The following is a 15,193-nucleotide window of genomic DNA, read 5'->3' on the forward strand; positions in this document are numbered from 1 at the left end:
TCTCTGATCAACGCCCAAAACGGGCGCTATAGGTCAAACCAAAAGTCCCACCCGCCTCGCCACCACCACTGCGCGGTGCCGATTGGTAACCGAAGGTGACGGCTAGCTCGTCATCACCCAACACTTCCACACCCAAGCCGGTATTGATTGCGTAATTGAACTCTTGCTCGGTCCACTGCCAACCTGCGAGTACGTCGACCAGCCAGGTGTACTGAGCGCGCCCACGGTTCAGTGCACCGGGAAAACCACGCCGCCAAGTACTGCCGACATACAACTGGCCGAAACGCTCCTGCAGCAGGTCACTCGCCACGGCACCTTCAATATTCAATGGCCCGCCATTGGGCACACTGATGGTGTCACCTTGCTCGTCAATCTCCTGCCGTGTACTCAGAAGATCGGGATCAATACCACTTTCTAAACGGTTGTTCTGGTAGTTCACACCGCTGCGCAGTAACCAGGCGGGCCCCTCAAAAAATACTGCATGCGTGAGTTCGAGGTTGAACTCTTCACCATTGCCAATCGCATCGCCCTGACGCGTCGCAAACCGCTGATGCCCCAGCGACCAGTTGAGTTGATCACGCGCGGAGAAGCTGTGCCGTCCACTGACATTCAGGCCATCACGCATGCCCAATGCCCGCAGCAGTCCACCCTGATCAGTTTCCCGATGCCAGTCCAGCCCTAGCTGCAGTTCATCACGCGAGGACACCTGCCACGAACGCAAAACGCCAAACCCCAGGCGATCCTCATCAGTGCGTAAACTGCCATCAAAAGTCAGGGCAAAAGCGCCATCGCTCAGTTCACGCTGCAACATCAACTTGGCATTTCTCTCGCGACCCAGCACATCACTGTCGAGCGTCTCACCGTCATACTGCGCCTGGCTGAGCCTCACGTCGGCATACCAGTCGTTGCCTACGTGCCGGGCTATTTGCAGAGACGGGCCGTACAGGTCAATACCGCCAAAGTCACGCTGCATCCAGCCAAGCTGCATGCCCTGCGGCATGCGCTCGTGCAGTTCCACAGTCTGACGCAGCAACTGCTGGCGCACACCGGAGACCTGTTCATCCGACAGACTGGCCAAGCCTTCACCTAGTGCCGCACCACTGCGACCCAAGCGAGTAAGCGCCTCGACACGCTGAGAGGGGTCAAGCCCACCCTCCGCAAGCATATGCTCAAGCTGTTGGCGGTTCTGCGCACGCAGCGCTTCTTGTAGCTGCTCATAGCGACTGATGCTTAACCCTTGAATGCGCGCCCAGGCCAGCCATTGATCTTTCAACGCTGCCTGATTGCTGGCATCAAGTTGAGTGAGAAACTGAGTGAACCAGACTTGCAACATTGGCAATGAGCCGTCCTGCCACATCAGCGCCTGGCGCTCGGCACTGCGCATAGACTGCGTACCGCCTACCAGGCGCAAGTACATGCTGTAACGTTCAGGATTGCCTGCCAATTGCCCAGGCTTAATGCGCGACAGTAGAAACGTGCGTAGGCGCAAGGCCTTGTCCGCATAGCCCGCACCTTCAAGGGCGTCGGCATAGGCGGACTGAACCAACCAGTCACCAGGGCGCAACTTTAGGTACATTCTGAACCAGCCCAGTGCCGGCCCCGTGCGGTTTAACAGCATATTGGCACTGGCGAATGGCAGCCACAGTTCACCGTCATTGGCAGCTAAAGCCCGCCATTGTTGCAGCAAAACCGGCAGCTCATCTCGGCGACCCTGATCAATAAACAGCCAAAGCAAGCGCTGACGAAATACGTTCTGATCCGGGTATAGGCTCAACCCCAGGCGATAAATACGCTCGGCCTCATCTATTCGCCCGCTCCGGCTGGCGAGCACGCCGCGCGCGCTCAACACCGAGGCTTGCCGCGCACCACTAGGCGAGCGGCTGGCTTGGTCGACCAGCGCCTGCAGTTGCTGCCACTCCCCCAATTGTTCCGCCAGGCTCAGCGCACTGCTCAACCGTCTTGGATCCGCATTACGCTGCCAACTCTGAATCAGCAGAGCCAAGGCCTTTTCGGGGGCTTGCTGGGTATAAATATGGATCAAACGCTCTTCGGCATTACTGCCTAGCGTTCCATCCAGCGCCAAGAGCCGCTCGTATGCAGCACGCACATCATCGTCGCGCTCCAGTTCCCAGGCGAGGTTACCGCGCAGAAACCAGTAATCGCTGCTTTCCACCTGAGTATTATCGATAGCATCCAGCACAGCCCAGGCCGCAGGCGCATCAAACCGCGCCCAATCCACTTCCGCCCACCGTACCCGCTGTTCGATGGTCAAACCGAAGCGTTTATCTATCTCGGCCCACAAGTGGGACTCCTGCTCATATTGCAAGGTATGTTCAAGAATCTGCTGCAGACGCACCCAGGCGATCTTCTGCTCGGGGTACTGCCGCACATAGCTGCGCAACCAAGCCTCACCCTGCTCAGGTGTACCCCGCGATTGATGGCTGTAAACCAATGCATCCAGCTCTTCATCGGTTAGCCGGCGCTGTTGCGCCAACTGTGCCAACAAGGGAATTGCTTGATCAAAGTCAAACAGCTGGGCAGCCAGGCGCCAGGCATGCTCGCGCATGGCGGCATCCTCTGTGAGCTGCAAGGCCATCACCCAATAAAGCAGTGCGTCCTGGGGTCGTGCGGTCCACTCCGCCAGCTTGGCCATTTGCGACAACAGTTCAAGGTCATCAGGTCTATCGTGGAGCAACACCTGCCCGGTCGCCCACGCACGCTCAAGGTCACCGGCGGCCAGGTGCAGCCGCATTTCCACGGCTAACGCCTCAGGATCTTCAGGACGCTGGGAACGCCAGCGCTCCACGAACAATTCGGCCAAATCATAACGATGACTGCCGACGGAGGCCCTCACCGCTGCCTCCAACAGAACAGTGTCTGTTCCGTCCAACTCAAGCATGTGCTGACTGAGCAACTCCACCGCACGCTCGCCGCGCTCAGCGGACAACAGGCTATAGAAAGCCTGCTCAAGAAAGGCCATACGCGCGCCTGGGGTGGCTGCGGACGCCATCAACTCCAAGTACAAATCAGCGGCTAACTGAGCGTTACCACTGGCGAGGTACCATTTCGCGGCCTCGCCAAGCCATTCCACTTGACGCGCGGGGTCACGTGCTGCCAATTCAGCATAAACTGGCGCCGCCAGTGCCGGCGCACCCAACGCTAAGGCATATTTCGCCATACGCAATCGTTGAGCATCGGACAACACCGAACGATCGAGCGCAGCAAAGCTTTCAATCAGCTGTTTCTTGAGGGAAGGTTCAATACCTTGCGGGTCGGCCAATGCCTGCAAAGCATCAAGCTCAGCACGGTAAAAAGGGAGGCTGTCTACTCCCGCGGGGCTGAGTTTGAGCAGATGGCTGCGTGCGCGTGGGTAATCACCCAAGGCAATCAATTGCTCAATCAGGCTGAGGCGCAGCGCCTGGTCTTGAGGGTGCGCCTCAAGCAGGAGCTCCGAATAGTTGATCGATACGGCATCTGGCTGCTTGCCGTCTGGCAGAAATGCATCCTCGCCTTTATAGACCAACACCAGCAGGCCACCGACGAGTAGAGCAACCAGCAACAGGGTCCATGGGCTCAGCAAACGCCTAGTTTTAACGGCAGGTGAGTTGGGCATCAAGCACCTGCTTCAGTGGCACATCAAAATGCGATAACCCCTGCCGCTGAAGTCCAGCGTATGTTTTCCCCGCCACGACCAGGCTGCAACTGCCAGTTGCACGAACACTGAAGTTCAACGGCAGGTTGCCCGCGAACGACAGGCGCACGCGTTGATCATCCAAATAATCCCACGCCAGCAATGGCAGGCTGGCTTGTTCAAGCGATGGACGCGGATCGCGCTGATCACGCAAGACCAGCACAGCGTGGTCACGGCTTAAATGAACATAGCGGCCTTGGGGCAGATCACGCACACCAGCAATACCCTCAGAACGAAGCAGATCAGGCCAACCCATTGCTGGGTCAAGTCGCACAGTACGCAACCCGTCCATCGCGCGGATTTGCCAACTCCCATCACTGCGCTTGGCCAAGCTGGCTTGATAGAGACCATGCATGCGTGGAATGTAATCGCTCATCCACAGCGAGATGGGCTGCTGATCCTGCATATCACGGTAAATATCGTGCATCACCTTGATGGAGGCTTGTTTAGTGCCTGAGTAGAAGTGGTAGTACAGGTGAAGCCCGCGCAGTCTGCGTGGTTTATCGGTCAGCGCGAAGGTTTCCATCACCCCGCGGAAACCGTAATACGGACCGGTCCACAAGTTGGTGTAGACGTTCTCGTTAATCACCGGCGCATAGTAGTGAGGCCCCCCCGCAGTCGGCCGAATCAGCGGATAGAGGCCTGTGAGTGATGGGTAGGCATTGGTCAATGCCGTATTGCCGCCATTGACGTTGGCCAGGCCGCTGTCGTAAGCCAGCTTGATGGTGGCAGCATCCGGCATGGCATCACCCGACCAGAACACCATTTTCACTGGCTTTTTAGCCGTGGTGAGGCGCTGATTGATGTAGTCCCGTGACCCGACAATTTCACGCGTGAAATCCAGCTTGTCATACCCCGGAATCGCCATCATGTAGCCATATTCCGGGTTGAAGCCCTCACGCTTTGCGGCCGACTCAGGTTGCCAGAAAAAAGGATGGCTGAAGGTATGTGTGGCCACTTCTACTTTGTCGTCAGCCAGGATTTCGCGGGCAACCGGCTCAAGTTCACGAGCAAGGTGAGGGTACTTCCCACGCGGCCCGACCTCGCCCTCAATCACCGAGACAGAAGTCAAAAAGGGATTGGGCCGGATGAACTCCTTGAGAACGGCAACGCCGGAATAAGGCGTACCGGGGATCTCGGCGCGAGAGACGAACCCATCACCATCGATGTGCACAGTGGCGATGCGGCGACCATTCTCAGTGGTGGCATCGGGCCTGGGCATGACCTGCAATTGCAATGCACGCTGCAAGAAGTCAAAGGGGTCGAGAATCCAACGGCGTTGCCCCTGCGCCTCTTCGAACACATAAGGTGACAGTGCAATCCCGCCCCACGCCCCGATAGCAACGGGCGTGTAAACACCTGGCTCACGGCCCTTCAGCGCCAGCACTGGCTGAGTATCCCCATCAAGCATAGTCAACGCAGGCAAATCGCGGCTGCGCGCTACCAGCGGCGCCTCGAAGCTACCCAACAATTTAGCATCGTGCTCGACCACTTCCGCCGTTCCGCTCAAGGGCGCAGACATGAAGCGCAGCCCCAGGCGTTTGAGTACGCCATCGTTCTCAGTCGGCAACCCCGCAAAAATCGCCAGGGGGATATGCTCGTCCATGCGTGCAATGAGCCACTGATTAAAGGCCTGGGCATTGGCGGGCGAACCGCTGGTCATCCAGGTAATAACGCCTGCATACAACCCACTCATCGGCCCGACAGGCAATTCATCTGAGGGTAAGTAGTCCACCCTATAACCCAGGTACTCGAGCAATCCACCCAACGAGATATGGCCTGGGTTGTCCTCCATAGGCCCTTCACGGGGATCATAGATCAACGCAATTCGACGCGGCTGCACCTCGATCGAGCTGACCCCCAGGTAATTCAGGTCAGGCAGGGTGACATAAGGAATAAAGCCCTCAGATTGCAGCTTCCGCGCCAGCTCGCGAGCCTCATCGCGACGCTCTGGCGGCAAATAATCAATCGCAACGAGCGGAATACCCTGAGCGCGCAATGGCTGCAGGTGTAACTCAAGCCAATCACGATCGTCCTGAGGCACGACGCGGTATGAGCGCCTTGAAGCATCCCAGCCGGCATGAATTGACTCAACCGCCACGGCAGCAGCAACACCCGGCAACTCGGGCAACACCTCAAAGCCGCGATTGAAAAATAGCTTCAAGCTGGGTTCGCGACGGTGCAACTCAGCAAGAAAATCTCTCAGGGCAAGGCGCTGAGCCTCTCTTTCATCTTCAGGCAGCAACTGAAAGCTATCGAGGGTGTCGAGGAACAGACCTGAATACCCTGCGGCGCGAAGCTCAGCCGCGCGCTTTAGCAAATGCGCCCGCCACACCGGGGATGTCAACCGCATCACCTGGCTATTCCAGGCTTGGTTGCGCACATTCTTTTCAGTCGACGCCTGCGCACCCTCACCGACCACGGCCAAGTCGCCGTGAAACTCACCAACGGATAAGTAGGCAAACGGCTGACTGCCCTGAGCCCTCAGCAACTCCACATCTTTTTTCTGGACGTGCTCAGGCTCGAGCACGCTCCAATCGAACTGAGCAAGCTCGCTAAATGGCGGATTGGCGGCGTACCAGAACGCGACACTTTGCGGCACATCAGAGAATGCATAAGCGGAAGAAAGACAGCCTGAACAGGCCACCCAAGCGCCCAAAACATTAAGCAGCTGGCGACTCCAAAAACGGTTAAATCTAATAGCCATACGAATTAACTAAAACCGACCTTGGTTAACCTTAAAAAACACTCGAATATAATAGAGCGCAATAAAATGCAAAGCCATTATTCACAACAGATACAAGCAGCGCAAGTTAATACACCAGAGTCATACAAATGACGCCAAACTTATAGCGAAGACAAGCCACTCATAACATATAAAGTTAATATAATTTTTAATTCACTAAAGCTTAAAACACTCAAGCAACTTTAATTTTAAACTCAAGCTAGCTGGGCAACAGCGACCCCGACGACGCATCGCCAGTAAAGACTCTCATTTCTAATAAAACGCGCAAAACACCAGCCCCGCATCAATAAATCAACTCACTACTCGCTGCAACGGCACATACAACTTGGAGTAAAGAGCCTCTACGGCATCACGCGCCTGCGGCGCTATATAGCCACCTTCCAGCGCCAATACCTGATAGATGCCTCGACGCAGCATCTCTTGACTCAGGTCGCCAGGATTGCCACGGGTGGTGCAGAGAAAGCGCACCCAGGAGGTCATGATGATCCAACTGTTGAGGGTCAGCGCCTCGATTTGCGCCGCATCCATGAGCAGGATGCCGGCCTCGACAAAGCCCTGATAAATACCCTGCGCGCGCTGTAGGCAGCGCTGCGAGAACAGCTTGTAACGTTCAGCCAGCTCAGGGTCGCTGTCGAGCAGGTGTTCCAGGTCGCGGTGCAGAAAGCGGTAATGCCACATCGCCGCCAACAGCGCTTCGAGGTAAAAGGTCTTGTCCTGCACCGTCAGCGCACGACCTTCAGGACGGCGCAGGAAGGTGTCTACCTGACGCTCATAGAGGGCAAACAACTCGGCGATGATCGCCTGCTTGTTACGGAAGTGGTAGTACAGGTTACCCGGCGAAATCCCCAGGTGCGCCGCGATATGGTTGGTGGTGACATTGCGCTCGCCCTGCGCATTAAACAGCGCCAGGCTTTCCTGAATGATGCGTTCGCGGGTTTTCAGTGGGACGGACATAGCGGCTCGATCTCGACTCAAAAGCCCGGCAAAGGTACACGCAGAAACAGCCAAAGTGTTACCCGCGCACCAACTGGCATGCGGCACCAACTGTTCGATGGGCTGCGTCCGTCGGCTGGCCTCGGCATCCTATTTGACAGATTAGAGCAATTGCTCTAAAAATCCAGCACACCTTTTCTGCAGCGGCTCAGACCTTCTGACGCACTGCACTGCTGGAATGCCGAGGAGCAATACCATGGTCGCCGACGTCGCTTACCTTGAACAAAGCCTGCACAACAGCCAACAACAGCTCAGTCAGCTGGAGAACAGCTTTGCCCGGCAGCGTGAGGCGTTCAAGGCCAACCCGATGCCTTCGGCTGAGCAGCGCATCCAGTGGCTCAACGTGCTGCGCGACCTGCTCAGCAACGAACGTGATGCGCTGATCCGTGCTATCTCCCAGGATTTCAGCAACCGCAGCGCTGACGAAACCCTGCTCGCCGAGCTGATGCCTAGCCTGCATGGCATTCACTACGCGACTAAACGCATCAAGAAATGGATGAAGCCTTCACGCCGCAGCGTCGGCATGCAGTTTATGCCAGCTGCCGCCAAGGTCATCTACCAGCCACTGGGCGTGGTTGGCGTGATCGTGCCGTGGAACTACCCGCTGTTCCTCGCCATTGGTCCGCTGGTTGGCGCGCTGTCGGCCGGTAACCGGGTGATGATCAAGATGAGCGAGTCGACACCCGCCACCTCGCAACTGGTCAAAGACCTTTTGGCCAAGGTGTTCCCCGAAGACCTGGTCACCGTGGTGCTGGGCGAAGCGGAAGTCGGCATGGCCTTCTCCAAGCTGCCCTTTGATCACCTGCTATTCACCGGTGCCACCAGCATCGGCAGGCATGTGATGCGCGCCGTCGCTGACAACCTGACCCCTGTGACGCTGGAACTGGGCGGTAAATCGCCTGCCATCGTCAGTGCTGATGTGCCGCTGAATGACGCTGCCGAGCGCATCGCTTTCGGCAAAACCATGAATGCCGGCCAGACCTGCGTGGCCCCGGATTATGTGTTGGTACCGAAAGACCGCGTGGAGGGCTTTGTCGAGGCTTACCGCAATGCTGTGCTGGGCTTCTACCCAACACTTGCCGACAACCCCGACTACACCGCGATTATCAACGAGCGCCAGCAGCAACGCCTGAACAGCTACCTGCAGGACGCCGAAGGCAAGGGCGCAACCATTGTCCCGCTTTATCCCGCCGCTCAGGGCCGACGCATGCCCTATGCCGTACTGCTGAATGTGACGGATGACATGAAGGTGATGCAGGACGAGATCTTCGGCCCGCTGCTGCCGATCATCCCCTACGACAAGCTGGACGACGCGTTCAGCTTTATCAACGAGCGCGACCGACCGCTGGCGCTCTACTACTTCGGCTACGACAAGGGCGAGCAACAGCGCGTACTGCATGAGACCCACTCGGGCGGCGTATGCATCAACGACACCTTGTTGCACGTGGCGCAGGATGACATGCCCTTCGGCGGCGTCGGCCCATCTGGAATGGGTCACTACCACGGCCATGAAGGCTTTCTCACCTTCAGCAAGGCCAAGGGCGTGTTTATCAAACAGCGCTTCAACGCCGCCAAGATGATCTACCCGCCTTACGGCAAGTCGATCCAGAAGCTGGTGTACAAATTCTTCGTTCGCTAACTCCATCGCGCCCTGGTTACTCAGGGCCATGGCCTGCTCGGTGAAAACAATAATGCCTGACACCACCCTTGAAACGCCCAACCTGAGCCGACGCAGCCTGCTTAAGGTTGGCTTGATGGGCTCAGCACTGCTTGCCACAGCGGGGCTGACTGCCAGCCTGAGCGGCTGTTCGGCCAGCATGCCAAAAGCCGGTTTTGCGGTGATCCGCGAGTCTGACCTGGCCTTCCTGAACGCCTTGATCCCGGTGATGCTGGCCGGCGCCGTAACCACGGAACAGCTGCCGCAAGCGGTATCAAACACCCTCGCGAACCTTGATTACAGCCTTAACCACCTATCACCGGAACTGCTCAAACTGACCGTGCAGCTGTTCGATGTACTGGCACTGCCGATCACCCGCGGCCCGCTTACCGGGATTTGGGGTAGCTGGGAGAACGCCTCAAGCGCCGATGTACAGGCCTTCCTCGACCGCTGGCAGAACAGCTCAATCAGCCTGCTGAAAATGGGCCACGCGTCGCTGCTACAACTGGTGATGATGAGCTGGTACAGCCGCCCAGAATCATGGGCGCATTGCGGCTACCCCGGCCCACCGACAGTTTGAACTTGCGGCATCTCTAATAAGAATTCGCCTGAGAGCACCCTAAATGCCTGTACCCGACAGTTTCAAAGAAGGCTTGGCCCGTGGTTGGAAAACCTACAATGGCTCACGCCTGGACAACGACCTGACCCTGGAAGCCGACGTGGCCATCGTTGGTAGCGGAGCCGGTGGCGGCACCACAGCGGAGATTCTCAGCGCTGCCGGATTCAAAGTGCTGTTGATTGAAGAAGGCCCGCTGAAGACCAGCGACGACTTCAAGATGCTCGAAGACAAAGCCTACGCCAGCCTCTATCAGGAAGGCATCGGCCGCATGAGCAAGGACGGCGCCATCACCATCATGCAAGGCCGCGCTGTGGGCGGCACCACGCTGATCAACTGGACCTCGAGCTTCCGCACCCCTGCCACAACGCTGGAGCACTGGGCCACGGAACATGGCGTCAAAGGCCATAGCCCTGAAGAAATGGCGCCCTGGTTCGAGCAAATGGAGCAGCGCCTCGGTGTAGCGCCCTGGGCTGTACCGCCAAATGCCAATAACGCGGTGATCAGCAGTGGCTGTGAAAAGTTGGGCTATGAGTGGAAAGTCATACCGCGCAACGTGCGCGGCTGCTGGAACCTCGGCTACTGCGGCATGGGCTGCCCGACCAATGCCAAGCAATCGATGCTGGTCACCACCATCCCCGCCACCCTGGAAAAGGGCGGCGAGCTGCTCTATCTCGCCCGCGCCGATAAATTGCTGATCGACGGCGATCACGTTACCGGAATCGAATGCCTCGGCATGGACGAGCGCAGCGTCGCGCCCAATGGCCGCAAAATCACGGTCAAAGCCAAGCACTATGTCTTGTCGGGCGGCGGCATCAACACCCCCGGCTTGCTTCTGCGCTCGAATGCGCCAGACCCGCACCAGCGCACCGGCAAACGCACTTACCTGCACCTGGTGAACTTCTCTGCAGCCTTGTTCGAGCAGGTGATCAACCCTTACTACGGCGCACCGCAGTCGATCTACTCCGACCATTTCCAATGGGATGACGGCACGGCCGGGCGCCTCTCCTACAAGCTCGAAGTGCCGCCGCTGCAACCGGCGCTGACAGCGACCCTGCTCGGGCGCTTCGGCATCGACAATGCCATGCGCATGGAACAGCTGCCCAACACCAACGTGATGCTCGCCCTGCTGCGCGACGGCTTCCACCCGGAGAGTGCCGAAGGCCGCGTGGAACTGCGCGGTGACGGCAGCCCGGTGCTCGACTACCAAATGACCGACTACACCTGGGATGGTGTACGCCGCGCCTTCCATACCATGGCCGAGATCCAGTTCGCCGCCGGTGCCAAGGCAGTGCTGCCGCTGCATGCCGACGCCGGTTACGTGAAAACCCTGGCTGAAGCCAAGAGCCTGATCGATAACCTCAGCCTGGAGCTGTACCGCACCCGCCTGGGCAGCGCCCACGTGATGGGCGGCTGTGCCATGGGTGAGGACCCGCAGCAGGCCGTCACCGACAGCCTGGGCCGCCACCACCAGCTGAGCAACCTGTCGATCCATGACGGCTCGCTGTTCCCCACCAGTATCGGCGCCAACCCGCAACTGTCGGTCTATGGGCTGACCGCCAAACTTGCGAGCAAACTCGCCGAACGCCTCAAGTCCGCCTGATGGCGAGGTATTCACGGGCCCTTGCCGGCCCGTGAATCGCCTGGATCGGTGGCACCTGACTTGGCCACGGGGAAACGCTGCGCTACCATCCGACTCCCCAACGGACCCGCCAGGACGTCACGATGAATCGAGTGTTATACCCAGGCACCTTCGACCCCATCACCAAGGGGCACGGCGACCTGGTCGAGCGTGCTGCACGGCTGTTCGACAGCGTGATCATTGCGGTCGCGGCCAGCCCGAAGAAGAACCCACTGTTCAGCTTGGAGCAACGCGTTGAGCTGGCACGCGAAGTCACCAAGCACCTGCCGAACGTTGAGGTCGTGGGTTTTTCTACTCTTCTGGCACACTTCGCCAAGGAACAGGGCGCGAATGTATTCCTGCGTGGTCTGCGCGCGGTCTCTGACTTCGAATACGAGTTCCAGCTGGCCAACATGAACCGCCAACTGGCACCCAATGTGGAAAGCTTGTTCCTCACGCCGTCGGAGAAGTACTCGTTTATTTCCTCGACCCTGGTGCGCGAAATAGCCGCGCTGGGCGGTGATATCACCAACTTCGTGCACCCAGCCGTGGCTGCCGCGCTGACTGAACGCTTCAAGCGCTGACCACTGAAGCCTCTGTTCACGACTGAAACGCTGTTGTTATCCAACTAGGGTGGCGCACTCCAGATCGTGGGCAAGGCGCGTGCATGCGCGGCCCTGATGCGGCACAATTCCTCTCATAGTCTTCCTGCACACATCTAGGCTGCGCCTGCGGGCTGCAGCAGGAGTTGTTCTGTCATGTCCTTGATCATCACCGACGACTGCATCAACTGCGACGTCTGCGAACCCGAATGCCCGAATGCGGCGATCTCCCAGGGTGAGGAAATCTACGAGATCGACCCCAACCTGTGCACCGAATGCGTCGGCCACTACGACGAACCCCAATGCCAGCAGGTCTGCCCAGTCGATTGCATCCCGCTCGATGAGAACAACGTCGAGAGCAAGGATGAGTTGATGCAGAAGTACCTGATCATTACCGGTAAAGCATGAAAACCGGCCGCCTGATCCGCGGCCTGCTCCCCTGGCGCCCTCTGCTCGGTGCGCTTGCCTTACTGTGTGCCTTTGAGCTGCAGGCCGCCGCTCAGCCTCAACATATCGCCATTGCCAGCGCACACCCTGCCGCCACCGTGGCCGGGCAAGAAACCTTGGCCCTGGGTGGCAATGCTTTTGACGCAGCGGTGGCCATCAGCGCCGCCTTGGCGGTAGTTGAACCTTACGGCTCGGGCCTGGGTGGAGGCGGTTTCTTTCTGCTGCGCGAAGCCGAGGAATCGCCGACCTACCGCTTTCTCGATGCCCGCGAACGCGCTCCGCAAGCCGCCCACGCCGATCTGTACCGGGTCGACGGCGAAATCCGCAAAGACCTTTCGCTGAATGGCGCACTGGCTGCTGCTATCCCCGGCCTGCCGGCCGCACTGGTCGAACTGGCCGAACGCTTCGGCCGTCTGCCATTGCGCGATTCACTGGCCCCGGCAATCCGACTCGCCAGCAGCGGCGTCAGCATCGACCGGGTCTACCGTGAGCGCGCGGGCTGGCGCATCGAGGCCATGCGCCAGGATGTGGAAACGGCGCGGATCTTCCTCGACAAAGGCGAAATACCTGAAGAATTCGGTCTACTGCGCCAACCGGAGCTGGCACGCACCCTCGAACAGCTCGGCAGCCAGGGCCGTCCAGGTTTCTACGCCGGCGAGGTCGCGGAGCAGCTGGTCAAGGCCATAAAGGATGCGGGTGGGATCTGGACGCTCAAGGACCTGGCCGACTATCGCATCGTTGAACGCCAACCCCTGCGTGTCTCATTGAGTCAGGGCCGCGAACTGATCAGCGCACCTCCGCCGTCTGCCGGAGGCATCGCCCTAGGGCAAAGCCTGCTCATGCTGCAGCAGTTGCCCTGGCAGACAACCGACCGTGTGCAACGCACACACCTTATCGTCGAAGTACTGCGCCGCGCCTATCGGGATCGCGGCCTGCTGGGTGACCCGGACTTTGTTCATAACCCGACGCAGCACCTGCTGGCACCTGCTCATCTAAATCAGCTAGTCAGCAGCATCGACCCGCAACGCGCTACCCCAAGTGACAACCTACCGCCCAGCAACACCTGGCATGAAGGCGACCACACCACCCATTTCTCGGTTCTCGACACTGAAGGCAATGCCGTGGCTGCCACCCTGTCGGTCAACCTGCCTTTTGGCGCAGCCTTCACTGCACCCGGAACCGGCGTATTGTTGAACAACGAGATGGATGACTTTGCCGCCGACGCCCAAGGCAGCAATGCCTATGGCCTGCGCGGTAGCCAGGCCAACAGCATCGCCGCCGGCAAACGGCCTCTGTCGAGCATGAGCCCAAGCTTTATCGAAAGCACCGAGGATTTCGCCAGCTTCGGCACGCCAGGCGGCAGCCGAATTCCTAGCATGGTTTTGTTAGCCATGCTGGAGTACCTGGATCATCAGCCCATCGAGCGCTGGCCCAGCGTCAGCCGCTACCACCACCAGTTCCGCCCAGATCTGATCGAGCACGAGCCCGATACATTCAGCCCAGCAGAAATCTCGGCGCTAGAAGCGCTCGGGCATCAGTTGAAATCCACAGGCAGGCAATACGGCAATCAGCAGGTGCTGCTGTGGAACAAGCAGGGCGGGAAGGTTGAAGCGGCAAGCGATCCACGCGGGCTCGGTACTGCGGTAGTCACACCAGTAGTACCGCAATAATGCGGATCACTGATGCGCCAGATGAGCGCTTCTCAGGGCTGCCAAACCAAACACCGCGACAGCCCAGAAGCAGCGAAAACTATCAGTTCTGCTTATAGCCGCTAGTCGTGCAGCCCAGGCAACGTACAAAAGCTTCCTTGCCTGGCTCAACGACCAGTGCATGGCCCGCTTCACCAATATTGCCGCCAGCGGCCGTGAACGGCAGGCTCACCACGAATGCCAAGGCACCGATGGCAGTTGCACCGATCAGCAATGGCCGTGCAATCAGCAGATCGCCAATCATCGAAAAAGCTTTAGGAGCATCAGCCGTGTATAGAGGGTCGCCGCTAGAGTTCTGCTGCGCTACGTCAGCATAAGCCGGCAGCGTCAGCAGGCCAGTGGTCAGCGCCAGAGCAGCAGCGGTTGAGCGGAACAGTTTCATGGGGCGATCCTTAAGCTATTAGGAGGCGGTGAGACTAACTATAACAGCGCATTGATAATTGTCAGCGTGACGGCCGTCAATCGCCATAAAAGGCATATTCAGGTTTTTTCGGAATAAAGGGCCGATAAAACGCCAGTATCTTCTCTAGATCGGCTGCTTCATCCCCGCTCGGCACAAAAGTCGGACCAATAAACACGCGGCGATTTTGATAGTCCAACGCCCCGAGCACAATCGGTACGCCAGCGCCGAGGGCGATGTGGTAGAAGCCCATCTTCCAGCGCTCAACCTTTTTGCGCGTACCTTCGGGTGAAAGAATCAGCATAAATTGCTGATGCTCGCTAAAGGCCCGTACCGCCTGCTCAACCGTATTGCCCTGACGCTCACGACGAATGGCAATGCCACCCCACAACCGCATCAATGCGCCAAAAGGCCAGCGGAAAATCGTATGTTTGCCGAACCAACGAGCATTCAGACGCAGCACGAACTTCACCGCGATAAAGATCACAAAGTCCCAATTGGACGTATGGTGCGCGCCGATCACCACAAATTTATCGAGCTTCGGCAGTTCACCTTCGATGCGCCACCCCATCAGCTTCAGCGCCAGACGCCCGACCCACTCGGCCAGTGGGTTACGGGGTAAATAGTTACCGGACATCATTACCTCGGTCATTCTTATTGTTGTGTTGTTCAGCTCAAACACAGGTGCCAGCGGCCAAAGTTAGCCTGGCC

11 protein-coding genes are annotated in these 15,193 nt (G+C 58.4%); 6 read left to right on the forward strand and 5 right to left on the reverse strand.

Going from position 1 to position 15,193, the window contains the following annotated elements; translation table 11 throughout:
• Nucleotides 1-7 precede the first annotated feature (7 nt).
• The 3 genes from BLO50_RS06830 to BLO50_RS06840 form a co-directional block, all read right to left on the reverse strand.
• Nucleotides 8-3,613: a tetratricopeptide repeat protein gene (locus tag BLO50_RS06830; protein WP_090250198.1), complete on the reverse strand. Its 3,606-nt coding sequence runs from the start codon at nt 3,611-3,613 to the stop codon at nt 8-10.
• A complete protein-coding gene (locus tag BLO50_RS06835; RefSeq protein WP_090250201.1) occupies nt 3,591-6,398 on the reverse strand; it encodes a bifunctional glycoside hydrolase/polysaccharide deacetylase family protein in 2,808 nt (935 codons plus the stop codon). Before BLO50_RS06835 ends, BLO50_RS06830 begins: the two co-directional genes overlap by 23 nt.
• Nucleotides 6,399-6,728: 330 nt before the next feature.
• A complete protein-coding gene (locus tag BLO50_RS06840; protein ID WP_090250203.1) occupies nt 6,729-7,391 on the reverse strand; it encodes a TetR/AcrR family transcriptional regulator in 663 nt (220 codons plus the stop codon).
• A 235-nt stretch (nt 7,392-7,626) separates the two neighbouring features.
• Here BLO50_RS06840 and BLO50_RS06845 point away from each other — a divergent pair, with 235 nt between their 5' ends.
• The 6 genes from BLO50_RS06845 to ggt all read left to right on the forward strand — a co-directional run bounded on the left by BLO50_RS06845 (nt 7,627) and on the right by ggt (nt 14,043).
• Nucleotides 7,627-9,069, forward strand: a complete 1,443-nt coding sequence (locus BLO50_RS06845) for a coniferyl aldehyde dehydrogenase (RefSeq protein ID WP_090250206.1) — start codon at nt 7,627-7,629, stop codon at nt 9,067-9,069.
• A 52-nt stretch (nt 9,070-9,121) separates the two neighbouring features.
• Nucleotides 9,122-9,667, forward strand: coding sequence for a twin-arginine translocation pathway signal protein (locus BLO50_RS06850; protein WP_090250208.1), 546 nt, complete (start codon nt 9,122-9,124; stop codon nt 9,665-9,667).
• A gap of 43 nt (nt 9,668-9,710) precedes the next feature.
• Nucleotides 9,711-11,306: a GMC family oxidoreductase gene (locus BLO50_RS06855; RefSeq protein ID WP_090250210.1), complete on the forward strand. Its 1,596-nt coding sequence runs from the start codon at nt 9,711-9,713 to the stop codon at nt 11,304-11,306.
• Between the two features lie 122 nt (nt 11,307-11,428).
• Nucleotides 11,429-11,908 carry a pantetheine-phosphate adenylyltransferase gene (coaD, locus tag BLO50_RS06860; RefSeq protein WP_090250212.1) on the forward strand — a complete coding sequence of 160 codons (480 nt, stop codon included), beginning with the start codon at nt 11,429-11,431 and terminating at the stop codon, nt 11,906-11,908.
• Between the two features lie 174 nt (nt 11,909-12,082).
• Nucleotides 12,083-12,334, forward strand: a complete 252-nt coding sequence (locus BLO50_RS06865; RefSeq protein ID WP_090250215.1) for a YfhL family 4Fe-4S dicluster ferredoxin — start codon at nt 12,083-12,085, stop codon at nt 12,332-12,334.
• The gene (gene ggt, locus BLO50_RS06870) at nt 12,331-14,043 is read left to right on the forward strand and encodes a gamma-glutamyltransferase (RefSeq protein WP_090250217.1); all 1,713 of its coding nucleotides are present in this window, start codon (nt 12,331-12,333) and stop codon (nt 14,041-14,043) included. Before BLO50_RS06865 ends, ggt begins: the two co-directional genes overlap by 4 nt.
• Before the next feature lie 82 nt (nt 14,044-14,125).
• On the opposite strand, the gene BLO50_RS06875 is transcribed toward ggt, so the two are convergent.
• Nucleotides 14,126-14,464 carry a multidrug transporter gene (locus tag BLO50_RS06875; protein WP_090250220.1) on the reverse strand — a complete coding sequence of 113 codons (339 nt, stop codon included), beginning with the start codon at nt 14,462-14,464 and terminating at the stop codon, nt 14,126-14,128.
• A 76-nt stretch (nt 14,465-14,540) separates the two neighbouring features.
• A complete protein-coding gene (locus BLO50_RS06880) occupies nt 14,541-15,119 on the reverse strand; it encodes a lysophospholipid acyltransferase family protein (protein WP_090251322.1) in 579 nt (192 codons plus the stop codon).
• Nucleotides 15,120-15,193: the final 74 nt, after the last annotated feature.

The organism is Pseudomonas peli (genome assembly GCF_900099645.1).
Classification (GTDB): Bacteria; Pseudomonadota; Gammaproteobacteria; order Pseudomonadales; family Pseudomonadaceae; genus Aquipseudomonas; species Aquipseudomonas peli.

Excerpts from the sequence above, each read along its gene's own strand:
- BLO50_RS06830 (WP_090250198.1), bottom strand. The coding sequence starts at position 3,613 with ATGCCCAACTCACCTGCCGTTAAAACTAGGCGTTTGCTGAGCCCATGG.
- BLO50_RS06855 (WP_090250210.1), top strand. The coding sequence starts at position 9,711 with ATGCCTGTACCCGACAGTTTCAAAGAAGGCTTGGCCCGTGGTTGGAAA.
- BLO50_RS06840 (WP_090250203.1), bottom strand. The coding sequence starts at position 7,391 with ATGTCCGTCCCACTGAAAACCCGCGAACGCATCATTCAGGAAAGCCTG.
- ggt (WP_090250217.1), top strand. The coding sequence starts at position 12,331 with ATGAAAACCGGCCGCCTGATCCGCGGCCTGCTCCCCTGGCGCCCTCTG.
- coaD (WP_090250212.1), top strand. The coding sequence starts at position 11,429 with ATGAATCGAGTGTTATACCCAGGCACCTTCGACCCCATCACCAAGGGG.
- BLO50_RS06880 (WP_090251322.1), bottom strand. The coding sequence starts at position 15,119 with ATGTCCGGTAACTATTTACCCCGTAACCCACTGGCCGAGTGGGTCGGG.
- BLO50_RS06875 (WP_090250220.1), bottom strand. The coding sequence starts at position 14,464 with ATGAAACTGTTCCGCTCAACCGCTGCTGCTCTGGCGCTGACCACTGGC.
- BLO50_RS06865 (WP_090250215.1), top strand. The coding sequence starts at position 12,083 with ATGTCCTTGATCATCACCGACGACTGCATCAACTGCGACGTCTGCGAA.
- BLO50_RS06850 (WP_090250208.1), top strand. The coding sequence starts at position 9,122 with ATGCCTGACACCACCCTTGAAACGCCCAACCTGAGCCGACGCAGCCTG.
- BLO50_RS06835 (WP_090250201.1), bottom strand. The coding sequence starts at position 6,398 with ATGGCTATTAGATTTAACCGTTTTTGGAGTCGCCAGCTGCTTAATGTT.
- BLO50_RS06845 (WP_090250206.1), top strand. The coding sequence starts at position 7,627 with ATGGTCGCCGACGTCGCTTACCTTGAACAAAGCCTGCACAACAGCCAA.